Source organism: Curvibacter cyanobacteriorum (genome assembly GCF_028649475.1).
GTDB classification, from domain to species: domain Bacteria; phylum Pseudomonadota; class Gammaproteobacteria; order Burkholderiales; family Burkholderiaceae_C; genus Curvibacter; species Curvibacter cyanobacteriorum.
This window is the reverse complement of record NZ_JAQSIP010000003.1, coordinates 1-21,674: the sequence shown is the minus strand read 5'-3', so window position 1 is coordinate 21,674 and position 21,674 is coordinate 1. Positions and strand designations below refer to the sequence as shown.

Annotated in this window: 18 protein-coding genes, 1 tRNA gene and 1 pseudogene; 14 read left to right on the top strand and 6 right to left on the bottom strand. The window is 61.0% G+C overall.

Annotated features, from left to right (window positions below; translation table 11 throughout):
* Positions 1-701: 701 nt before the first annotated feature.
* Positions 702-778, bottom strand: a tRNA-Arg gene (locus PSQ40_RS06765).
* Between the two features lie 407 nt (positions 779-1,185).
* Here PSQ40_RS06765 and PSQ40_RS06760 point away from each other — a divergent pair.
* Both PSQ40_RS06760 and PSQ40_RS06755 read left to right on the top strand, forming a co-directional pair.
* On the top strand, positions 1,186-1,677 hold the full coding sequence (locus tag PSQ40_RS06760; RefSeq protein ID WP_273949975.1) for a thermonuclease family protein: 492 nt from the start codon (positions 1,186-1,188) through the stop codon (positions 1,675-1,677).
* Positions 1,678-1,743: 66 nt separating this feature from the next.
* Positions 1,744-2,061, top strand: coding sequence for a hypothetical protein (locus tag PSQ40_RS06755; RefSeq protein WP_273949973.1), 318 nt, complete (start codon positions 1,744-1,746; stop codon positions 2,059-2,061).
* A 93-nt stretch (positions 2,062-2,154) separates the two neighbouring features.
* Here PSQ40_RS06755 and PSQ40_RS06750 read toward each other — a convergent pair whose 3' ends face one another.
* Together PSQ40_RS06750 and PSQ40_RS06745 are read right to left on the bottom strand one after the other, a co-directional pair.
* A complete protein-coding gene (locus PSQ40_RS06750) occupies positions 2,155-2,301 on the bottom strand; it encodes a hypothetical protein (RefSeq protein WP_273949970.1) in 147 nt (48 codons plus the stop codon).
* 23 nt (positions 2,302-2,324) lie between these two features.
* A complete protein-coding gene (locus PSQ40_RS06745) occupies positions 2,325-2,531 on the bottom strand; it encodes a hypothetical protein (protein ID WP_273949968.1) in 207 nt (68 codons plus the stop codon).
* 274 nt (positions 2,532-2,805) lie between these two features.
* Between PSQ40_RS06745 and PSQ40_RS06740 the strand changes: the two genes are divergently transcribed.
* Complete coding sequence (locus PSQ40_RS06740) at positions 2,806-3,939, top strand: MBL fold metallo-hydrolase (protein WP_273949966.1); 1,134 nt, start codon at positions 2,806-2,808, stop codon at positions 3,937-3,939.
* 72 nt (positions 3,940-4,011) lie between these two features.
* Positions 4,012-4,680, top strand: coding sequence for a nitroreductase (locus tag PSQ40_RS06735; RefSeq protein WP_273949963.1), 669 nt, complete (start codon positions 4,012-4,014; stop codon positions 4,678-4,680).
* Positions 4,681-4,731: 51 nt separating this feature from the next.
* Here PSQ40_RS06735 and PSQ40_RS06730 read toward each other — a convergent pair whose 3' ends face one another.
* Together PSQ40_RS06730 and PSQ40_RS06725 are read right to left on the bottom strand one after the other, a co-directional pair.
* Positions 4,732-5,580 carry a S1 family peptidase gene (locus tag PSQ40_RS06730; protein ID WP_273949962.1) on the bottom strand — a complete coding sequence of 283 codons (849 nt, stop codon included), beginning with the start codon at positions 5,578-5,580 and terminating at the stop codon, positions 4,732-4,734.
* Positions 5,581-5,729: 149 nt separating this feature from the next.
* Positions 5,730-6,818 carry a GTP pyrophosphokinase gene (locus PSQ40_RS06725; RefSeq protein ID WP_273949961.1) on the bottom strand — a complete coding sequence of 363 codons (1,089 nt, stop codon included), beginning with the start codon at positions 6,816-6,818 and terminating at the stop codon, positions 5,730-5,732.
* Between the two features lie 450 nt (positions 6,819-7,268).
* On the opposite strand from PSQ40_RS06725, the gene PSQ40_RS06720 reads away from it, so the two are divergent.
* Positions 7,269-9,317, top strand: a complete 2,049-nt coding sequence (locus PSQ40_RS06720) for a TonB-dependent siderophore receptor (protein WP_273951141.1) — start codon at positions 7,269-7,271, stop codon at positions 9,315-9,317.
* A gap of 219 nt (positions 9,318-9,536) precedes the next feature.
* Here the strand turns inward: PSQ40_RS06720 and PSQ40_RS06715 are convergent, their stop codons facing one another.
* Positions 9,537-10,847 (bottom strand): M20/M25/M40 family metallo-hydrolase, encoded by a 1,311-nt coding sequence (locus tag PSQ40_RS06715; protein ID WP_273949959.1) that lies wholly within the window; start codon positions 10,845-10,847, stop codon positions 9,537-9,539.
* Positions 10,848-11,321: 474 nt separating this feature from the next.
* On the opposite strand from PSQ40_RS06715, the gene PSQ40_RS06710 reads away from it, so the two are divergent.
* The 9 genes and pseudogenes from PSQ40_RS06710 to PSQ40_RS06675 all read left to right on the top strand — a co-directional run bounded on the left by PSQ40_RS06710 (position 11,322) and on the right by PSQ40_RS06675 (position 21,621).
* Positions 11,322-13,181 carry a subtype B tannase gene (locus tag PSQ40_RS06710; RefSeq protein ID WP_273949957.1) on the top strand — a complete coding sequence of 620 codons (1,860 nt, stop codon included), beginning with the start codon at positions 11,322-11,324 and terminating at the stop codon, positions 13,179-13,181.
* A gap of 237 nt (positions 13,182-13,418) precedes the next feature.
* Positions 13,419-13,622, top strand: a complete 204-nt coding sequence (locus PSQ40_RS06705; RefSeq protein ID WP_337961821.1) for an Arm DNA-binding domain-containing protein — start codon at positions 13,419-13,421, stop codon at positions 13,620-13,622.
* Positions 13,623-13,676: 54 nt separating this feature from the next.
* A complete protein-coding gene (locus PSQ40_RS06700; RefSeq protein ID WP_273949955.1) occupies positions 13,677-14,639 on the top strand; it encodes a tyrosine-type recombinase/integrase in 963 nt (320 codons plus the stop codon).
* Between the two features lie 457 nt (positions 14,640-15,096).
* Positions 15,097-17,616 carry an ATP-binding protein gene (locus PSQ40_RS06695; RefSeq protein WP_273949953.1) on the top strand — a complete coding sequence of 840 codons (2,520 nt, stop codon included), beginning with the start codon at positions 15,097-15,099 and terminating at the stop codon, positions 17,614-17,616.
* Positions 17,617-18,006: 390 nt separating this feature from the next.
* Positions 18,007-18,141: pseudogene (locus tag PSQ40_RS21365) on the top strand (cold-shock protein); the annotation flags it as partial.
* A 141-nt stretch (positions 18,142-18,282) separates the two neighbouring features.
* Positions 18,283-18,522, top strand: coding sequence for an excalibur calcium-binding domain-containing protein (locus tag PSQ40_RS21360; RefSeq protein ID WP_409338570.1), 240 nt, complete (start codon positions 18,283-18,285; stop codon positions 18,520-18,522).
* 119 nt (positions 18,523-18,641) lie between these two features.
* Positions 18,642-19,619 carry a hypothetical protein gene (locus PSQ40_RS06685; RefSeq protein WP_273949950.1) on the top strand — a complete coding sequence of 326 codons (978 nt, stop codon included), beginning with the start codon at positions 18,642-18,644 and terminating at the stop codon, positions 19,617-19,619.
* Between the two features lie 159 nt (positions 19,620-19,778).
* Positions 19,779-19,997, top strand: a complete 219-nt coding sequence (locus PSQ40_RS06680; protein ID WP_273928194.1) for a DNA-binding protein — start codon at positions 19,779-19,781, stop codon at positions 19,995-19,997.
* Positions 19,998-20,082: 85 nt separating this feature from the next.
* Complete coding sequence (locus tag PSQ40_RS06675; protein WP_273949949.1) at positions 20,083-21,621, top strand: replication endonuclease; 1,539 nt, start codon at positions 20,083-20,085, stop codon at positions 21,619-21,621.
* Positions 21,622-21,674 lie beyond the last annotated feature (53 nt).

Here is a 21,674-nt window from a genome sequence, read left to right as displayed (position 1 = left end):
CGTCAGACCTGGCATAGATACCTCTCGCCTCAAATTCATTTAATTCGGCTGCGAATGGTAAAGCCTGAAAACCGATTATTCTTTTGAACCTTTATTTAATTACAATATATTGCCTGACTGTTCAACAACACACAAAAGCATCATTTTGAAAACAATAACTAATATTTTTTACGTTTACCCCATCATCAAAAAATGGCGGCTTCAATCGTCGATATTGAACAAATCATTGAATCATTAATGAGCAATCAGTTTGCCATTCAAGAAATCAAGTTGAATCAAACGATTGCAGCCCGCGGCGCAAAGCTTGTGCCGTCAGCCCCGCCCCCCTCCAACCCTGGAACAACGCGGTCTGCCGCCAACACCGGCCTGCGCGGGGTCCCACGCACCGTCATGGCAAGCACCCACTGGGTGTCGGGATTCGAGGGGATCACCCACCTGAGGTCGAGCCCAGGCTGAAGGGCGTCGGTTTGCCAGCGGGCCTGGTCGACTGGCCCACGGGCACCATGGCCTGGGGACGCCCAAGGGAGATCGAGCGTGGGGTAACTGGGGTACTTGAGTGACTGGGGGGCCAGACACGCGGCAAGCACAGCCACCGCAAACGGACTCGGTTGGCATGGTTGCCCGTGCCCATCTTGCACATGGCTTTCGGCGAGCCCAAAACGAAAAAGTCCTAGAACATTTCTGTTCTAGGACTATCCGTTTGGTGCGGCTGGCAGGATTCGAACCCACGACCCCTTGGTTCGTAGCCAAGTACTCTATCCAACTGAGCTACAGCCGCTGAGATTTCTATTGTAACCTATTTTTTGTTCTTTTTTCAAGTTTTTGAATTTTTTATTCAACTACTTGCTTTTGAGAACTGACCGCCGGTACGGGCTGCTTCGTTTAGCGAAGACCTCGATTATGCACTACTTTTGACCCCAAAAGCAAGAAGCGCCAAAAAATCTGAACGGCGCTCCGACGGGGCTTGGGGTGCCGGCCCCGAACGACCGGCTCGCGATGGTCCAGAATACGCCTTTAGGCAGGGCAGATCGCGCGGCAAGTCATGAACGTCAACAAGCTGGCTCAGGCTGGACTGAACACAAGCATCGCAGCCCAAGGCTGCACGGATGATCGAAACGAACCAACGGCACGACCGCTCCCGGGCGTGCCGCCGCACAACAGGCGGCGACCCGCGGACACCCAGCAGTGGATGGCCCGCTCGTGCTGAGTGTGGTGATGGCCTGCCTGGTGCTGCGCGTGGCCGACGGAGACACCCTCACCGCCCAATGCCCCCACCAGCCGCCCATGAAGTCTGGCGCGCCGTGGCCCCTGCCCGTCAAGGTCAAGGTGCGCCTGGCCGAGATTGACGCGCCAGAAAAGGGCCAGGCTTTCGGGCAGCGCAGCAAGCGGGCGCTGGAGCAACTGTGCCTTGGGCGCATGGCCCAGGTCCGGGCCACAGAGAGCGACCGCTATGGGCGTTGGGTGGCCCACGTCCAATGCCAAGGCCTCGATGTGAACGCCCAACAAGTGCGCTCGGGCATGGCCTGGGTCTACGAGCGTTATGCCCAAGACCCGCAATTGCCGCGGTTGCAGCAGCAGGCCCAGGCGCAACGGCAGGGTCTGTGGGTGGAGGCACGACCGACCCCGCCATGGACCTTCCGCCAACAACGCAAGGCCCCCAAATCGCCACCCCCTTGAGGCCAGACTTGGGCAAAATCGAGGGCGAGAACAAAGGCTGCACAGCAGACATTCAGGGAGAGCGTGATGGGATCGGTGATTTGCCGCGAATGCGGCACCCGCTTTGAAGGCAAGGCCTTCGTCTGCCCCAACTGCAAGGCATGGCGTGGCGTCGCCGGCACGGGCGCGCAGCCCAGCGAGGAATCCGATGGCAGCTGGCTGCAGGCCGTTGCGTTGGTGCTGATGGCGCTGACGTTGCTGGCCACCCTGGGCGTGGCCCTGTTCTGGCCCGATGCACCTCAGCCGGTGGTGCGGCACATGAGCCGAGCGCCCCACAGTGACGCCCTGCCGGCAGCCCCGAACCGGCTCGCGGCCCCGACCACCAGCCCAGGGCTGAAGCCCTGAGCGCCTGGGTTCACAGCGCCCCATCCGCCGCCCGTGAGCCACCGCAGGCCAGCGGCCCGCATCAGCCCCGTCGCAGGGCCCTGGCTTGACCGCTCAGCCCAGGGGCTTCCAGGCCGGCGCTTCACGCTCCGGGTAGTCCTTGGGCCGGTACTGCTGCATCGCATCGCGTTGCTGCAGGCGCTTGACCTGTCCCGGCTTGGGTTTGGGGGCGTGGAGTTCGTATCGGTGCGACTTGCTCATGACTCGGGCTCTCCGAAGAACATTCAATGCAGGGTGTCGCTGCTGTCCAGGGCTCGGTCGAGCGCCAACTTCTCAAAAGCGTGACGCAGGTGGGGCGGGGCCTCGATGTCAAAGTCATCGGGCGCCTCCATCCAGAGGTCCTGCAAGCTGTCGGCCTCCAGAGGGGTCAGTACCCACTGGTCCACCAACGATTGAATCCAGGGTTCCATGGGCATGAGCTGAGCGGACATTCCATTCTCCTTGTGGGAAGTGACTGCATAGCCGATAACCCATCATGGCAGAACGCGATGACAGCGCAAGCCTCTGACACTGCGCCTTTTGGCCTATTCACAACACTTGCCTTTTGCGCTTGCGCCCACTTGACGCCGGGGTGTCACCTGAGACCCAGGCAAATCAGGAGGCAGCGCGTTAGCATGTTCGAATCTCCCGGCGGCGCCTGGCGCGCTGCCGCCCGTGTGGGGGCCCGCTGACGGGCCCACGCCCCCCTGAATTTTGTGCAAGCCCATGGACGGACAAACCGACACCGCGCCCACCGACAAGACCCCGCTGAGCTACCCCTTCGAGGCCCTGCCTCCGCGCGGCACCACCCTGGAAGTGGCACCCGGGGTGCACTGGATCCGCATGCCCCTGCCCTATGCGCTGGACCACATCAACCTGTGGGCGCTGGACGACGGCGACGGTTGGGCCTTGGTCGACACGGGCACCCGCACCGACGAAAACGCCCAGGTCTGGCGTGCGCTGTTCGCCAACGCCCCCGACACGCGCGGCCTGACCCGCATCCTGGTCACCCACATGCACCCCGACCACATCGGCATGGCGGGCTGGCTGACGCGCAAGTTCGATGTGCGCATGTGGATGACCCGGCTCGAGTACATGAGTTGCCGCGTGATGGTGTCGGACACCGGTCGCGAAGCGCCCCCCGAGGCCATCGACTTCTACCGCCATGCGGGCTGGGGCGACGCCGCCATCGAGAGCTACCGCCTGCGCTTTGGCAACTTTGGCAAGCACATCCACGCCCTGCCGGAAAGCTATCGCCGCATCCGCGACCAGGAGGTGCTGAACATCGGCGGTCGCCACTGGCGGGTGGTGGTGGGCACAGGGCATTCGCCCGAGCACGCCTGCCTGTACTGCGCCGAACTGGGGGTGCTGATTTCGGGCGACCAGGTGCTGCCGCGCATCTCGTCCAATGTGTCGGTCCACCCCACCGAGCCCGATGCCGACCCGATGAGCGACTGGCTGGATTCACTGGCCAAACTCAAGCGCGAGATCCCTGCCGATGTGCTGGTGCTGCCGTCGCACAATGAACCCTTCCGTGGCTTGCACGCCCGGCTGGACCGCCTGGCCACGGGCCAGCAAAAGTCATTTGACCGCCTGCGCCGGGCGCTGCTCCAACCGCGCCGCGTGGTCGATGTGTTTGGCGCCCTGTTTGCGCGCCCCATCGGCGAACAGGACGTGGGCCTGCTGGGCATGGCCACGGGCGAAACCCTGGCCTGTCTGAACCACCTGATCAGCCGCGGTGAGGTGTGGCGTGAAACGCGTGATGGCGTCCACTGGTACCAACTGTGCGATTTCCAGGCGGCCCCCGGCATGGCGCATGACGCAGGGCTCCCAGACACCTCAGCAGCCAGCGGGCCTTGAGCAGCCAACGCAGCGCCCCGGCCCCCACCGATCCCCTCCCCCACACCACGAGACACGAGACAAGAGGCCCCCATGGACATCCGAGACGCTGTGGCGTCGCGCCGCTCGGTGCGCGACTTTCTGGACACCCCAGTGCCCGAAGCGCTGTTGCGCCGCGTGCTGGAACAGGCCCTGCGGGCGCCCTCGGGCGGCAACCTGCAGCCCTGGCACCTGCACATCCTCAGCGGTGAGCCGCTGGCGCGCCTGAAGGCCACCATGCAGCAACGCCTGCAGCAGGGCGGCGCCGAAGGCAGCGAGTACGACGTCTACCCCAAAGAGCTGGTGTCGCCCTACCGCGACCGCCGCTTTCAGGTGGGCGAAGCGCTGTACGCCCAGCTCGGTGTGCCGCGTGAGGACAAGGCCGCCCGGCTGCGCTGGTTTGCCCGCAACTACACCTTCTTTGGCGCCCCGGTGGCGTTGTTCTGCAGCGTGGACCGGCGCATGGGCCCACCCCAGTGGTCCGACCTGGGCATGATGCTGCAAACCCTCATGCTGTTGCTGCGCGCCGAGGGCCTGGACAGTTGCGCCCAAGAATGCTGGGCCATGTACCCCCAGACCCTGGCGCCGTTCCTGCAACTGCCGCCCGAGCGCATGCTGTTCACGGGCATGGCCATTGGCTACGCGCGCGAGGACGCCCTCGTCAACCAGTGGCGCAGCAGCCGCGCGCCGCTCGACGAGGTTTGCCGCTTCGAAGGGTTCTGACCGCGCTGCGCACGCAGCCCCGGTGCGCGCCCCGATCACGCGGTTAGGCGGTCAGCGCCCGGTCGGGGTGATGGGTAGGGTGCCAGGTGGGGCTGGCGGTGGTGGCGCGGGCGGCGCCTCGGTGAGCTTGAGCAGGATGTCGGCGTACCAGACGCAGTTCAGCCCCAGCGACTCGTCCTGCACCAGGTCCCGGTTGCCCATGTCCATGCGCGACGAATGCACGCCCAGCAGCTTCCAGGGCAGCGCCTGCGTGGCCCCCTGCGGATGGGGGTGGCGCAACACCACCGGCGCGCCACTGGTGCCGCGGTGGGTGCGTGCGTCGGTCAGGAAGAAGCCCTTGCCTTGAAACCGGATGCCATAGGGCGACGCCACCACCGCGTGGCGCAACACCGGCAGGTGGTGCACCGCGTCATGGAAACCCAGCGGAAAGCCCACCACCAGCAACGATGCGTCCACCGCCACCTCGGACAACTCACGCACCAGGTGGGCCGGGGTGTAGGCCCGGATCACCGCGTGCGGCGGCAGCTGCGCGCGGTCCAGCTCGAGCACGGCCACGTCGATGTCCCCACCCGAATCCCGCCCTTGGCGCCACACCGCCCGGCCGCCCTGGTAGAGCAGGATGGAGAAACCCGTGGAACGGGTCAGGTCGCTGAGGTCCAGGTGCAGCTCGATCTCCAGGCGGTCGGGCAGGTGCCCGCTGGCCTCGTCGATCACCACATGGCGACTGGTCACCAGGTAGAGGCGGTCGTCGCGCTCAAAGAAGAAGCCGCTGGCGTTGGTCAGCCCCTGACGCCCCAGAAAGGCCGACACCCGCGGGGCCGACAGGAACAAGGGGTCCACAGGCGCGGGGGCCGGTGCGGGCACACCAGGGGCGGCGAAGGGGGGCGCAGAGAGGGTCATGAACAAGTCCGGGCAAGGCGCTGACGCCAGACATCTGGCGCACGGGGTCACGCACGGGTCAACCCCCAAGGCAAAGGCACACAAAGCGCTGCATGGGCCAGCCCAGTGTAGGGGCAAGCGCCCCACGGCCGCCCTGGCCGCGGTGCCGATCAGCCCTCGGCCCCCTTGTCGGGTGGGGCGTTTTCAGCCAGCCAGGCGTCGAAGGCCTCTTGGGCGCTGCGGCGCAAGGCCGGTGCGAACACCACCTTGTCGCCCAGGTACAGGCAGTGGCGGATGACGGTGTAGGGGTTGAAGCTGAGCTGTGGATGGCGCTCTTCAAAGTACTGCTTGTAGCGCTTCACCAAGCCGATCTTCTCGCGCACGATGACGTTGAACTCAGGCCGTGTGATCTGGGGCGACCAGCGCTTGATGTGCTCGACAAAGCCGTCCACCTTGCTGGGCTCAAAGGCAAAGTCCTTGAAGAAGTGGTTGGCAATCTTGAGGAAGGTGAAGGCATTGAGTTCGGCCTTGGCCTGCGCTTCTGGCGAGGCCACAGGCAGCTCGGAGGCCGCGCCCTCCGGGGCGGTGTCGTCCAGCGCCGAATGCAGGGCGGCGTCGGTTTCGTCACGGATCTGGCGAAACTCGCGGTCGGCCAACTCAAACAGGGCCGACAGCACGTTGATGCGCCGCTTGAGCGCATTGGGGATGGATTTCTTGTACTTGATCTGGTGGTCCAGCACGCTCCAGGAGTCCTGGATGATGGTGCGCACCTGCAACTCGAACTGCGTCACCGGCCAGTGCATGTCGGGCGACAGGCCCAGCTCGACCGGGCTGAAAGCCAGGTCCAGGTGCAGCCCCTTGTAGCCAAACGAGTCGTCGGTGCCCTCCACCTTGGCAATCTTGTCAGTGATCTCAATCACGCCGAAGTTGGGGCGGATCGCCTCGGCCGTCTTCCAGATCTCATCCTCGTAAAGGCACACCACCCGCAGGCCCAGCAAGTCGGTGATGTGGGGCTGGATGCTGTAAGGCTGGTTCTGATCTTCGAGCGCCTGGCGGTACTTGGCCGAGAACTTGCGCAGGCATTCATCGAGCTGCTTGACGCGCCCCTCGACCTTGGACACCCGCAAGCCTGGCTGCGCCGCCAGCAGGCCCGCGATGCGCTTTTGCAGCGCTTGGCGAAGGGTGCTCAGTTCGGCCGCGTGGGCCTGATGGAAAGCCCGAAAGGCCTGCTGTTCAAGCTCGAAATCACGGGACGGCATGGCGGGCTCAGGGGATGACAAAAGAAGGGCCGGGCCAGCCGCCCAAACGGCCGTGCCCTGAAAAATTCATTCTGCCATAGGGGCTCATGCGCCCCACCGAGCGCCCCTGGTTGGTTGAGCCCAGCCGGTGCAGGACAAGCCCGAACCACGCCTGGCGAATCACCTCCCCAGACCCAAGCCACCCTGCCCTCCAGTGGGCCGACCTGGAGCCCTCAGAAGCCTTCACCCGTCATAACACAAATGAGAATCATTATTTTTTAAGCGATAATCAAGCGTTCATCTTCCCGCTACATCAGCGCAGGGAAGTTCTCTTTTTGTTCAAGCATGATCCAGGTTCCTACTCCCCTTCGCGCTGCCCACGCGCCCTCCATCGGCCCTGCCCCCCTCCGCCCACGACTGACCCACGTGGCCCATGCCATCTTGGTCGCCAGTGCCTGCAGCGCATGGGCCATGGCGGGCGCCCAGACACCCCCGCCAACTGAGACCTCGCTGACCGAGGTGCAGATTCGCGACGATCTCTCAGCGCAGGGTTACCAGGGCCAGCCCAGCCAGACCGCAGCCACCCGCACCGAAACCCCCTTGATCGAAACCCCACAGTCGGTGCGCGTGGTCCCGCAGGCCCTGATGGAAGACCTGGGCGCACGCCGACTCGCAGACACGGTGGACTACGTCAGCGGCGTCACCCGCTTGAACGACTTCGGCGGCACCTGGGACAACTACGCCATCCGCGGCTTCAGCAACACCGACGGAGGTCAGCTGCTCAATGGCTTTGCGTCCAACCGTGGCTATGGCCCGCAGCGCGATGTGGCCTCGGTCGAACGCATTGAATTCCTCAAAGGCCCCGCCGCCGCCCTGTACGGCAGCAGCGAGCCTGGCGGTACCCTGAACGTGGTGACCAAGAAGCCGCAATTCCGCTCCGCGCACCAGGCCAATGTGCAGGTGGGGGGCTTGGGCTACCGACGTGCCACCCTCGACAGCACCGGCCCATTGAGCGAGCAGCTGGCCTACCGGCTGAACCTGGCCGCCGAAGACGGGGCCAGTCGAAGCACGCTGGTGGACAACCGCAAGATGGTGGTCGCTCCGTCCCTGACCTGGAAGCTGAGCCCCCAAACCGTGTTGAATTACGAAGCAGAGTTCATTCGCATCCGCACCCCCTTGGACCGGGGCATCGTGCAGGTCAACGGCAACGTCAGTGCGCTGCCCAGCGACCGATTCCTGGGCGACCCCAGCCGCGGGAACCTGCAGGTGAACGGCGACACCCACCAGCTCACGCTGGACCACGAGCTGGGCGCAGGCTGGCGCACCCGCTGGGGCGCGTCGCACCGCAGCACCGAGTTGTACGGCTCAGCCGTCGACCTGATCGGCTCGCTGGCGGCCAATGGCCGCACCCTCACCCGCCGGGACAGTTGGCGCAGCCTGCCCGCGCAGGACACATCGCTGCAAGCCGAACTGGAAGGCAAGTTGCAAGCGGGGGGCTTCAGGCACACCGTGCTGGCCGGCGTAGAAACCTGGCGCCTGGTCACAGAACAGAACATCAACTACTCCAACCTGGCCACCCAGCCCTTCGCCATCGACATCTACAACCCCGTCTACAACCAGGCCGCGGGCACCCTGACCCCTGGCTTCAGCCTGTACGACCGCCAACGCGCCGCAGGCCTGTTTGTGCAAGATCAGATCGACCTCAGCACCCGATGGAAACTGCTGGCGGGTCTGCGCCTGGATCGCTTTCACCAAGACAGCGAAAACCGCCTGACCGCCACCCGCCAGGTGCAAACCCACACCGCGACCACCCCCCGCCTGGGCCTGACCTACCTGATCGATCCCAACACCTCGGTCTACGCGTCTGCGGGGCGGTCGTTCCGACCGAACGCTGGCACCGACGAGCGCGGGCAAGCCTTTGCACCGCAGCAAGGCCAAGCGCTGGAAGTGGGGGCCAAATGGCAATCGCCTGACCAAGCACTGATGGCGAGTGTGGCCTTGTTCGACATTCGCAAAACCAATGTCCTGACCCGCAGCCCGACCAATGCCAACTACAGCGTGGCCGCCGGCGAAGTTCGCAGCCGCGGACTGGAGCTGGATGCGGCGGGGCAACTGAATCGACACTGGCGCCTGACCAGCAACTTCGCCTACACCGATGCCGAAGTCACCCGCGACAACAACCCAGCCCTGCTGGGCAAGCGCTTGCTGAACATCCCCCGCGTCAGCGCGGGCCTGTTCGCCATGCGTGAAGACCTGGCCCCTTGGGGCGGTCGCTACGGGGTGGGGGGTGGCCTGGTCCATGTCGGAGAACGCACCGGCACCGCCACCGACACCTACCGACTGCCGGCCTACACCACCGCCCGGGTCAGCAGCTACTGGCAGATGGACAAACGCACTCGCTTGACACTGGACGTGCACAACCTGTTCAACCAGACCTACTACACCGCGTCCTGGGGTGCCCTGACGGTCATCCCTGGGCTGGGTCGGCAGCTGGTGGCCGGCTTGCAAGTCGCGTTCTGAGCGAGCGACTAGCCGGGACGCCGTCGGTCGCACGGCGCCCTGACCGCGCGGCCGAAGGCTTGACCGGGCCCGAGCCGCTAGCCTCCCCGAGCGGCTCCACCGTTGGGATGGCAGCACCCAACCACCGGACTGGCAAGGGCCGCCACTGAGGCCCCTGCCCCATCACAGCGCCCGGTCCCAGCCACGGCCCCTGCCCCAGTCCCACCGGCTCGTGGCCGCTCAGGGCGCGGGCCGTGTGAGGCGGTAAATCAGCAAGGCGGCCCGGATGGCGCCGCGTTCGATGGACGCGATCTCCAGCGCCTCGTCGTCGGTGTGGGCGCCACGCCCCTGGGCGCCCAGGCCATCGATGCCCACGGTGTAGGGCGCGACAAACTGCACGTCGCCCGCGCCCCGCCAACCTGGGTCCAGCAGTTCGATGCGGCCCAGGCCGGCATCCTGACTGGCTTGCGAGTACCGCGCCGCGAGTTGCTGCCCCGCCTCGGTGGGCGGCATCGGTGGGTAGGTTTCAGTGAACCGGATGGTGGCCGATGTGCCCGGCAGATTGCCCGTGGTGACGATGCTCTGCATCTTCTGACGCGCCCGCTCGCCTTGCTCGGGCGACAGGTAACGCAGGTCACCACGCACCTCGGCGTCGCGGGCGATGACGTTGGACTTGCCCAACACGGTGGCCGTGGCGGAGTCTTCGGCGTAGCGCACCTCGGTGCCGCCATAGACCAGACCCGGGTTGAAGGTCAGATGGGGCTCCACCACCTGTTCGCGGAAAGCATTGAGGATGCGCGCCGCCTCATAGACCGCGCCATGGCCCGAAGCGCTGGAGAACACCCCCATCGAATGCCCCGGCTTGCCCTTGACGCGCAACACCCAGCCGCCCGCAGCGCGGCGCGCGATGCTCACGGAGTCCGTCCCCTGGTGTCTGTGACTGCTTTCAAATGACAGCGCATAGTCGGCCTTCTTGGCCAAGGCCACCAGGTCAGCACGCGCCACCGTCAGGGGTCGGCCGGTGCGCTCCTCATCCCCGGTCAGCATGACATCGATGCGCGCCGGCGCCAAGGCGCCCACGGCCTGGAGAGCGCGCAAGGCCTCGAGCAGGATCACATCACCGCCCTTCATGTCATTGACGCCCTGACCACGCACCCAATCGCCATGGCGCTCCCAGAGCGGCACCGCGCTGGACTTCTCAAACACGGTGTCCAGGTGCCCCAGCAGCAGCAGCCGCTGGCCCTGCCCGCCATCGTGCGTGGCGACCAAGTGGCCCGCCCGCTTCATGGCCGGAGGCATGTCGATCCAGCGGGTTTGAAAGCCCAGCGCGTCCAGCTCGGCACGGAACAGATCGCCCACCGCGCGCACCCCCTCGGGGTTGAGGGTGCCGCTGTTGATGCGCACCGCTTTCTCCAACAGCACCAGGGCTGCGGGCGAGCGCTGCTGGACAGCGGCGACGATTTTTTGTTCGGTGTCAGAGAGCTGGGCCTGGGCAGCGCCACTGAGCGCCACCAGCACCAGGGCCAGGGCCACGAAAGGTTTGATGAACATGATGAAAGTCTCCGTTTGCCGGGCGTGAAGGGGGCGCCATCTTCCTCGGCGCCCCAACGCATCGCGGCACCAGGTGGCGAGCCCGCACGGGTCCAACCGCCCCGGCGGCCAAATGGCCAGACCACGACCCCAGCGCCCCCAAGCCGCTGCGTGGGCATGGTAAGCGAAGGCCGAACAGACGCGGTGGCTGAGGCCCAAGCCCTGGACCGCTGCCTGGTGGGTCATGCGACGCACCAATCACCCTGCATCGCCCCCAGCCCCCCCGTCCCGCATCAAGAAGCGTGATAACCAGACGGGTTCACGCCCACGGATTCGGCATCTTTTCAGATGTTTGACATGTCTCAAGAATTCGCCCACTTGCCCACGCTGCGCGCCTGAGCAAGCAGACCAAGCCCACGCCAGCGTCCCGCCTTGCTTGAGGGTGGCGCTGAGACGTGACGAGCCATCACAACAACATTGGAAGAGACAACCACCATGACTCCCTCGTTTCCCTTTCGGCCTTTGGCCGGTTCACTCGCGGCCCTGATGACCGCAGGCCTGATCAGCGCTTGCAGCGGCGGCCAGGGCGCCACGGTCGAGGGTGCGTTCGACCGCCAACTGGCGTTTGACAAGTCCAGTTACACGACCATCACCGTCACCCTGGACGGCGTGAGCACCCCCGTGCGCTGGTACCGTGAGGTGTGCTACGTGGCCAAGCCCATGCAGCTGGCCCCCACCCAGGCCGCGGGCGCCGTCGACAACCAGACCTGCGGTTACCAGAACATGAACATCTTTGTGCGCGAGGTGGACGCCGCGCGACAAGACAACGCCATCTTCCTGAACGTCAACAACGCCGGCTGGCTGGCCAGCTACCAAGGCGGCAAGGGCGGCTGGAACGGCAAGGACGCGATCACCAGCGCCAACTACAGCGGCGCCGACATCGTGAACGGCGGCAGTTATGTCAGCACCAGCGACACCGACAAGCGCGGCGCCGCGCTGGCGCGTGGCTTTGTCTACATCAACATGGCGTCGCGCAGCCGCGGCGCCCTGGCCCCCGCGGGCGTGTACGCCGACGGCATCTACCAAGGCAAGGCTCCCGCCGCCATCGTGGACGCCAAGGCCGCGGTGCGCTACCTGCGCCTGAACGACAACGCCATGCCCGGCAACGCCAGTCGCATCGTCGTCAACGGCACCAGCGGCGGTGGCGCCCAAACCACCCAACTGGGGGCCACTGGTGACAGTGCCGACTACCTGCCCTACCTCCGGGCCGTGGGCGCCGCCGGTATTGACAGCAACGGCAACAGCACCGGGCTCAGCGACCAGGTCTACGCGGTGGTGGCCTACTGCCCCATCCAGGACCTGGGCAGCGCCGACCTGGCCTACGAGTGGATGTTCAACGTGCTCAACACCCGCAATCTGGTGTCGGCAGACCAGAAGGCCGGGTTGATCGTCGACGCCAACGGCAACGAACTGGTGCGCGCCTCCAACCCCGACCCCAGCGGCAGCGCCCACTTGATGAGCCAGTTTGTCACCTACCAGGCCAGCCTGGGCCTGAAAAACGACGACGGCAGCGCACTGACCGCCGACAACCTTCTGGCCGCGCTGCAAAGCGAGTTCCAGAAAGCCGCCACTGCCCACGTCAAGGCGGGCAAATCATGGGTCGCCTACAACGCCACCGGCAGTGCAGCGGCCAACGGCGTGGCCGGCGGCAGTGGCACGCTGTCGTACAAGAACGATTTCATCAACGTGGACGCCAACGGCAACGTCACCTTCTTCAACCTGTCGAACTACCTGAAATTCGTCGCCAAGCAAGCGCGCCTCAAAGCCGTGCCCGCCTTCGACCAGCTGGGCCAAACCCCGGCCCTGGCGGCCACCCGTACCAATGACACCACCCAGGCTGGCGCCACCATCTATGGCAACTACAGCGGTGGCGAATCCAACCTGTTTGGCACCGCGGCCCAGGTGTATTCCAACTTCACCGAGTACGCCTGGAACAACAACAACGGTGGCGACGCCATCAACGCCACCCAGAGCGGTGTGGGCCTCAAGAACAGCGGTTACACCTGGGCCAACAACCCGCAACAGGCCGCTCTGCTGAACCAGTACAAGCTGATCAACTCCTTGGCCTACATTGGCAAGACCGACGCCATCACCCCCCACTGGCGCATCCGCGTCGGCGCCCGCGACCGCGACACCTCGTTCACCGTGGCCTACAACATCAGCCGCGCGCTGAAGGCCGACGCCAAGGTCAAGACCGTGGACTACGCCCTGGCGTGGGACCAGGGCCACGCCGGCAACTACGACGTGAAAGACGCGTTCAGCTGGATCGACCAGCGACTGGCGGCTGCGAACTGAGGGGGTTGGCGAGTTGAAACCAAGGTCAGCGCTGGGCCTGTGGTTGGCCTTGTGGGGCGGGAGGACCTGGCCCTGGCGCGGCCTGACCTGACCTCGCCTGACCTCGCCTGGTGCGGCGTGGTTGGGTTAAGTTGGGGCTTCGGAACGGAAGCTGTGGCTTTGACCGGCGCAAGTCCTGCCGCCGGCTGGGTGGACGCAGGGAGGGCTTTCGGGAGCCAGAGGCGTTGAGGGTCTGGCGTGGGCTGGAAGTGCTGGGGCAATACAGGGGTGCGCGTCACCGCCAGCGGGGCCAAATCATTTGTGTTTGAGTCCAAGCTCAACCGGACCAACATCCGGCGCACGATTGGGGATGTTCGGAGCTGGACCATTGAGGCCGCCCGGGCAGAAGCCAACCGCTTGCGCGTGGAGCTGGATGGAGGCAATGACCCCCGCGAGCTGTAACGCGAACGCCTGGAGGCGAGAGCCGCCAAGGCTGCGCAAAAGGTGGCCCAGGCCGTGACCGTTGGCGAAGCCTGGAGTGCTTACGTGGAAGCCCGGCGCCCACGGTGGGGCGACCTGCATTACCGCGACCACATCGCCAAGGCCAAGGCTGGCGGCGAGCCCGCCACACGCGGCACGCGGGGCCGCAAAGAAACCGTGGCCGGGCCGCTGTACCCCTTGATGCGAATGCCCCTGCGCGAACTGACCGCGAGCGCCATGTCGGCCTGGGCGGAAGCCGAAACCCAAACCCGCCCCACGGCTACCGCCTTGTCGTGGCGTTTGCTGCGAGGCTTTTTGAGCTGGTGCAGTGAACAAAGCCAATACGCCCAGGTGCTGCCCCCACAAAACCCGGCCAAAGCCAAGGTGGTGCGCGAAGTGGTCGCCAAGCCCAAGGCCAAGCAAGACGTTTTGCAACGCGAGCAATTACCTGCTTGGTTTGCGGCCGTGAAGCAGTTGAGCAATCGGTCCGCCGCGAACTATCTGCAAATCTTGCTGCTGACCGGCGCCCGCCCCGGTGAAGTGCTGGCCCTGCGCTGGGAGGACGTCAACGAGAAATGGAAAGGCCTGACCATCCGCGACAAAGTGGAAGGCGAGCGGACTATCCCGCTGACCCCTTATGTGGCCCACCTGTTGAGCCAACAACCCCGCATCAATGATTGGGTGTTTGCCAGCCGATCCAGCGACCCGAAGATGGCAGACAAGCCAATGAGCACGCCCCACAAACTGCATGAGCAGGCTTGCGGGGTGGCAGGCCTGGAGGGGCTGACCCTGCATGGCCTGCGGCGCTCATTCAAAACGCTGACCGAATGGGTTGAGGCACCGACCGGGGTGGTCGCGCAGATCATGGGGCACAAGCCGAGTGCAACAGCGGAGAAGCATTACACGGTGAGGCCGTTGGATCTGCTGCGGATGTATCACGAGAGGATTGAGGGGTGGGTGCTGGGGGAGGCTGGGTTTGGAATATCGGTGAGACCTTGAATCTTGCGCACGTAGCGCCCGATTTCGACCATAAGCTGTCTTCTTGCACGAAGTCGCGAACCGCTGCTACAGAATGAGTACGGGTCATTTGATCCAGTTGATCGAATGGCCTGGACCTACATAAGCAGCCCCATACCGCTCTATGTTCTGTGATCGCGACCGTCACTAGCCCGAACGGGCGGCCCTGGCGACACTCGAACGACCGATGACGTGCTGAGCGGTAGGCAGAACTGTACCCAAGGTGATGTACCCCTGCTAAATCGAGTCGCGGGGTAACTACCCATCCATGCTGGCTTGGCCGGAACCTCAGCGGCTCCTTCGGTTGCGCCAGGATCGAACCCGAACCGCCTGAAAAGCGTGGGTGTCAAACATAGGTCGTCATACAAGAGTGAGCGGTGCAAAACTAACTTGCACATCTGCCCGCTGGCTGTTACCAGTGCTCCACGGTTAGATCATCATGGTAGCCGCCCATCAGCAGTGGCTGGGCCTTACTTCCGGACTGATTAGGGCCTACACTTATCGACAGTGTATCGCGCCGAAATCCGCCAATGGTACGATCTATGTGATTAATAATGGGAACGAAATGTATATCGACATAAAATCTACGTTTGACCTAGATAAAATTGTTAAAAAATTCGAAGTAGCCTTCCGGAGTTACGTCGCGGACGAACTAATCCAGGCAATCCCTAATGCTACGCAACTTCAATCTGAAATTGCATCTATCCAGACCGGATTCGACAATTCCACTTTTATCTTAGCCTCAAGATACAAAGGGAAAATAGGCCAAATCAAGGCCAACCATGATGCCATTTTCAAACAAGTAGAACTATCTAGGAACTCATATCTCACCCAAACATACCCAGGCGACGTACCATACGTATCCACGATAGTTGATATTTTTGTTTTGTTTTTCGAGAAATGCTATAGCAAGCACTCTCTGGTGCGAAACTTCACATCGGCGGAGGAGTTGCTTTATAGCGTGAACAGCTATCACCGACTACGCAACGATCTTTCGCACCCAGGGTCAAAACAGATTTTAGTGGAGGATGCGGCTCTAGTCTCCAAGTTTGTAAAAAAGATATCGGAAGCTATCGACGATAAATATTTTTGGTTCACATCGAGAGCGGATTTAATTACTCTGATTGCTGATTTTTCCTCCTCGATTAACAGTGAACCAAAAATAATTCAAAACATCAGCGAATTACCGCTACAACACAGGAAATTGTTTTGCCGAGAAGATGAGCTTCAACGTCTTCACGATTATATCGTCGGCAAAGATGGCTATAGACGTGTCGCGGGATCTGTAATTGTCTACGGCTATGGAGGAATTGGAAAAACAGCTCTCGTTATAGATTTCATCTTTCGACTTTTGAAAGAGATTGCAGATGCTTCAGAGACTCTTCAATTCGACTGCATCCTGTTTTACTCAAGCAAGGAAGAGTTCTTGCGCCGAATGGAAACCTCAGGCGAGAGATATATACAAAAGGTAGACAGGCAGATTGCCTCGTTTGATCACTTGATCACGTCACTGTGCCGGGATTTGGATATTGAATCCATAGATTCGCTCGACTCCAAATTTAATCGCGGATTAATAGTTGTTGACAATGTCGAAACCTTTTGCCCCACAGACAAAGAGAAGCTTTTTGATTTCATAAAGTCAACACCACGCAATATTCAATTTATACTAACCTCAAGAAGTGAGGAGCAATGCGAAGAAAAACTTCACATTGAAGAATACCGTGAAAAAGAGAAAGGAAAGCGCTTCATTCGCGAATATTTGGAATTTGAAGAATTCTCGACACAATTAAGCGATACAGAGGCTGACGCACTGCTGAGTGCATCAAAAGGCAATACGATTATTTTAGTTCAATCACTGAACTCGATAATTAACCAAGTAAGCACTGTTGATGAAATTGTCGCATCACTCGCACCAGTGCAAACGAAGGAGGCGCGGATTATTGCCGACTTCATGTACAAAAATACATTTGACAGCGCGATTCGCGAACTCGAAGAGAAGGGTTATACACCGCGAAATCTAATCATTATTGCGTCACTCTACAAGGAGCCGATTGACTTGTATTCAATCAGCCAGCTTTGTGGGATTGATATAGGCACTGCCATTGAAATTTGCAACTACATTACAAAATGCTTAATATTTATTAAGGTCGGAGAATATTTTTCTTTAAACGACTTTGCGAGCAATTTCATATTCATAAAAATGCTCCCGGAGAGAATCGAACTCTCAAAAATAAAAGATAGAATTGCCAACCACAAAAACCGAATGAACGAAAAAATTAAAAGTCTCGACGACAAAATATGTTCAAATTCGAGAATTCGTGACATGATGGATGACTGGAAGCCTAAAAACTACATTGACAAAATCATAATCGCCGAATGCTTTGACGGCTACAAAGGATTTATTGCGGCAACCAAACAAAAAGATAAAACTCTGTGCAATAATTTACTAAGAGAGTTCAACAAAAACGAGATGATCACAAATCATCCATATGTTCAGTATCAAAAAGCTCAGATTGTTAGGCAACTATATAATAGCGGCCTTTATGAGGAAGATCGTGATCGGCTGATAAAATCCATCGAGCGTGCATACGAAGACTCCCTTGAGTCAATAGAATTTGGCTATCCACACGTTCGAAACACCCGCTCTCATGGCGCCGTTCAGTTGTTCTTCGGTGCTTTTTTACTCGAAGATATGAAGGATGCTTCTCGCTCAATCCGACACTTGGAGGAGGCGGCCAAAATTTTGCACTCCCCGACGTCGAAATTATATTTCGATCTAAGGTTTTATCTCGCATCAGCTTATAGTGAAATGTTTTCCAAAACGCGCGATAGAGCTTATTCTGCGTCACGCAACAGAACAGTCAAAGATGTTTTGAGTAATGAAGCCGCTGCAATCAAAAATAGATTCAACATTCATCGCTTTAAGCGAACATTTGGCACCAAGGCTTATAGTGCTTGAGTGTAGGCCACCCTCGTTCTAGCTTGTCGCTGAGATGCCGACTCTGACAGGAGAAAAAGCCACGTCTGATTTAGGCCTATCACGGAAATTAGACTAGTCCTTCACGGTTACGGCCCCAAGGAGATGCTGCGACTGTCGACTTTTTTCATTTATTGGCGTTCGCAGCATCGCTCGCCATTGCAGCCAAGGTAAGCTTTTGTCAATAAATGCGCGTTCACCAACTGATCGTCGCCATCTGTAAAGCTGCCTAGCTGGTATTACCAAAGTCAATTGCCATGCGTCTTTTAATTGCATCCAGACATATATCCTAGCTCATCACACGGTATCCTCACCCATCAAATACAATCCCACACGGAAAATTAGGCAATAAAATTATGAAGGGGGTTTGGATTAATAGCACACCAAGATGGCGGTCGTGGGATTTTTGTGCACATCAGTTCACTCCCACGAGATGGATCGCGCCCAACGGTTGGGGAAACGGTCATGTATGAACTCGGCCGAGGTAAAAACGGAAAACCTCAGGCCGTTAATTTTTACCGGCAAGCTCTCGAACATCCGTCGACATATCCACGAACGCGGGCAAAGAATCGCCACGGAACTCGCTCGCTCGTCACAACATTCATCAGCCTCTTACTGCTGGTTGGCATCGGCGGATTCGGCTATTCGATGTACCGCCAACATTTCGTACGGCCACAAACTTCACAGGCTGATTTTGCGATACCGCCCCAAGAGGCGTTGACCTCACCCAGCAGCTACCAATGCGATGGCCGCTTGCATTGCTCACAAATGACGTCGTGCAGTGAGGCCAAATTTTTTCTGAAGAACTGCCCCGGCACAAAAATGGATGGGAATCACGACGGAATCCCTTGCGAACAAAAGTGGTGCACCGGTTCATTTTCTAAGTAGGCCCGCCTGAACCGTTGGTGCTCCAAATTGAGACCCGCGCCTGGCCCTACCGTCAAACTCCCCCTAGACATCCACCCTTAGGATAGCCGCCTTAGACACACCTCCTAAGGTCACAGTACATGAGCCGCAAAGTTGTGGACACGCCATCTTCAACCCCTGTCGGGCAAGAACGAACCAAGCTCGTCGATCAAATCCTGATTCGCAAGTTTCCCCTAATGCAGATCCACCAGGCGCTCAGCAGTGTTCTCAAGCCTCAAGCCGACACCCCAGCCACCGCACAAGAGCAGACCTGGGAAGCAGAACGCCAAAGACTGTTGAATCTGCCAGAACAAGAATGGCAAGCCGCCTGCACCGATCACAAGAAGCAAGTCCAGCTCGCGCAGATCAGTCAAGAGCAGCAAAGAAAAGCCCAAGCCGCCGCCAAAGCGGCGAAGCAGGAGGCCAGTCGGTTTTACAACCAACCCGCCGCCACACCTGATTACGACTTCTGGTCGATGATGGAGTATTGGACCTTTGACGAAGCCATTGCGCTGCTGCTGGGCAAGAGCCCCAAGGTCTTGACACCTGCTGCTGTGAAGAAAGACCGTGCGGCAGAAGCAGCCCAGTTCCTACTCCCCGCACTGCTCCCTCGCTCCGCTTTTCTGGATCGGTATGAAAAGGTCTGTGAGTTGGCCCGCCGCGCTGAGGCCATGAGTCCGCCACGCCTTAGACCGATTGCGGTCATTCAATGGGCAGAGGACTCAGGCGTCATTCAACCGCCCTCTGAGTTGGAGCTGCGGGTCCGGATTCGCAACCACAAAGCACAGCAAGCCCCAGCTTCGACACCAGGCCAATCGGCACAGACAACAACGCCAACGATCAGCACCGGAGAGAAAACGCCCAAGGGTCAAACCAAGTTCTGGATTGCTGAAAAACTGGCTGAGCTGGCGGCGTACCACGCTCGGCACGGCACAAAAAAAGCAGCGGAACACTTCAGCATTTCAGACAGCCTAGTGAGAAGCAAGGTGCGCGAATTCAACAGCAGCGCAGCGGGCACCAAGCACAAGGCCGGGCGATCCAAAGCCGCCTCCAGCGTCTTTGACCTGGCGAAGCGATAGGCGCCCCCCCTTTTCGATCACCCGAAAGGGGTTCCGCCCCTTCAAAAAAAGTCCTTTATTGACAGGGTGTTAGAAGCGGAAGGGGTTCCGCTTTTGACCGGTACCCGGGTACCGCCCTAACAGTTCGTAGCCATATTGAACACACCCCAGCGGTGACAAATGGCTAACAACACGACTCACATCACCCCACTCCAGCAAGAGACCCGCGCCCACCTGCCCACACCGGAGGCGGCCGTCCACCTAAACCGCGCCCAACAAACCCTGCGCATCTGGGCCATGCGCCAAAACGGCCCGCTGCTGCCCATCCGGGTCAATGGGCGACTGGCTTGGCCGGTGCGTGAGCTGCGCCGCGTGTTGCAACTGGATGCGGTTGCTTGATGCTGGGGGCGCACCTCACACCATCGACTAAGTGTCTGACCCATCAGACCCTGCCTCCTTTCGCTACCCACCTCACGCGCTGACCATGCTCCAGCGTATGCCCTCGGATGCGGAGTGGACGCAAAGCCGGGTCAACTCGCTGCCCAAACGCTGGGCCGATGACTTGATAGTCCGCTGGCAGTACCACCAGGCCACCGACTACCGCGCGGCCAATGTGGAACTGCGCACCACCACAGAATCTCTGCTGCAAGTCCGCATCCCCCTGGACGCCAGCGACTCCACCCTTTGCGAAGCCGCTGCCGCGCTGGCAAAACGATGCTTCTCCCGGGCCGAGCTGTATCACAACGCCCCAGACCTGCGCGCCGCCATGGCGCGCATCTGCATTGACCATCACATCACGCCCCCAGGGGATCACCACAAAGACGGGCCTGCCATCGCCCGCATGGGTTGCGCCCAGTGGTGGCGCCGCAAGCTGCGCAAGCAACACGCACAAATCGTCGAGGCCTCAGCCATTCGCATTGGGCGGGTCAACCGAAGTGCAGACCTGTATGTCAGTGAAGAACGCTTCCGCGCCCGACAGCAACAAAACGCCCGCAACGCCGAGACCCTGGAGAGCACCCTCGCCCGCAACGAGCTGGGGCAGGAATACACATTGGCCGAGCTGGCAGCGACCAGCACCGCCAACAAGAGCAACCGCCGCGCCGAGCTGATGACGCGCATCAGTGGCTTTGAACGGATTGCCCGACACCTTGACCATGCAGGCGAGTTCATTACCCTCACCTGCCCCAGCCGCTTTCATCGCTGGCGCACCGTGAACCATGGGCAGAAGGTCATTGAGAACCTCCTCTATGACCCACTAGAAACGCCTGCAACGGCTCAACGCCACTTAGCCCAGGTGTGGGCCTGCATTCGGGCCTCACTGAAGCGCCAAGACATCGCCGTCTATGGCTTCCGGATTGCTGAGCCACAACACGATGGCACGCCTCATTGGCATTTGCTCTTGTTCTGCGCGGCTGACCATGTGCAGGCCCTGCGCGACACCATTCGCCGCCACGCACTCAAAGACAGTCCCAATGAACGGGGTGCGGCTCAGCATCGCTGCGACTTCAAATCGATCGATTGGGCCAAGGGCTCTGCCGCTGGGTACATCGCCAAGTACGTTGCCAAGAACATCGACGGCCACCAAGTCGGCAATGACTTCCATGGCAAGCCCGCCACTGAAACCGCTCAGCGAGTCGAGGCCTGGGCCAGCACATGGGGCATTCGGCAGTTTCAACAAATCGGCGGGGCACCCGTGGGGGTATGGCGCGAACTGCGCCGCATTCCTGCCCTGCCTGGGGGTGTCCCTGCGCACCTGAGGCAAGCCCATGAGGCCGTCAACAAGATGGCCCAGATCGACGGCCACGAATCCGCCTGCGTGGCCTGGGACCAGTACTGCATGGCCCAGGGTGGCCCCACCTGCGGCAGAGCTGCTGCCATCACCCTCGCCATGGTGCAGCCCGAGAAGCTAGGCCGCTATGGCGATGAGGCCACGCCCCGCCCGATTGGGGTCGAACCCCGGCGGCCACCCAAACTGCCCCACCCATGGCCACCCAAACTGCTCCACTTGGCCGGGGTGAATTGACCCATTGAGAACGGTGAGTCAGGCGCCTCAGCCCTGACGAGCAGGACGTAACT

Excerpts from the sequence above, each read along its gene's own strand:
- PSQ40_RS06715 (WP_273949959.1), bottom strand. The coding sequence starts at position 10,847 with ATGTTCATCAAACCTTTCGTGGCCCTGGCCCTGGTGCTGGTGGCGCTC.
- PSQ40_RS06720 (WP_273951141.1), top strand. The coding sequence starts at position 7,269 with ATGGCGGGCGCCCAGACACCCCCGCCAACTGAGACCTCGCTGACCGAG.
- PSQ40_RS06730 (WP_273949962.1), bottom strand. The coding sequence starts at position 5,580 with ATGACCCTCTCTGCGCCCCCCTTCGCCGCCCCTGGTGTGCCCGCACCG.
- PSQ40_RS06735 (WP_273949963.1), top strand. The coding sequence starts at position 4,012 with ATGGACATCCGAGACGCTGTGGCGTCGCGCCGCTCGGTGCGCGACTTT.
- PSQ40_RS06725 (WP_273949961.1), bottom strand. The coding sequence starts at position 6,818 with ATGCCGTCCCGTGATTTCGAGCTTGAACAGCAGGCCTTTCGGGCTTTC.
- PSQ40_RS06710 (WP_273949957.1), top strand. The coding sequence starts at position 11,322 with ATGACTCCCTCGTTTCCCTTTCGGCCTTTGGCCGGTTCACTCGCGGCC.
- PSQ40_RS06695 (WP_273949953.1), top strand. The coding sequence starts at position 15,097 with ATGGTAGCCGCCCATCAGCAGTGGCTGGGCCTTACTTCCGGACTGATT.
- PSQ40_RS06740 (WP_273949966.1), top strand. The coding sequence starts at position 2,806 with ATGGACGGACAAACCGACACCGCGCCCACCGACAAGACCCCGCTGAGC.
- PSQ40_RS06745 (WP_273949968.1), bottom strand. The coding sequence starts at position 2,531 with ATGTCCGCTCAGCTCATGCCCATGGAACCCTGGATTCAATCGTTGGTG.
- PSQ40_RS06685 (WP_273949950.1), top strand. The coding sequence starts at position 18,642 with ATGAGCCGCAAAGTTGTGGACACGCCATCTTCAACCCCTGTCGGGCAA.
- PSQ40_RS06675 (WP_273949949.1), top strand. The coding sequence starts at position 20,083 with ATGCTCCAGCGTATGCCCTCGGATGCGGAGTGGACGCAAAGCCGGGTC.
- PSQ40_RS21360 (WP_409338570.1), top strand. The coding sequence starts at position 18,283 with ATGTACCGCCAACATTTCGTACGGCCACAAACTTCACAGGCTGATTTT.
- PSQ40_RS06680 (WP_273928194.1), top strand. The coding sequence starts at position 19,779 with ATGGCTAACAACACGACTCACATCACCCCACTCCAGCAAGAGACCCGC.
- PSQ40_RS06750 (WP_273949970.1), bottom strand. The coding sequence starts at position 2,301 with ATGAGCAAGTCGCACCGATACGAACTCCACGCCCCCAAACCCAAGCCG.
- PSQ40_RS06755 (WP_273949973.1), top strand. The coding sequence starts at position 1,744 with ATGGGATCGGTGATTTGCCGCGAATGCGGCACCCGCTTTGAAGGCAAG.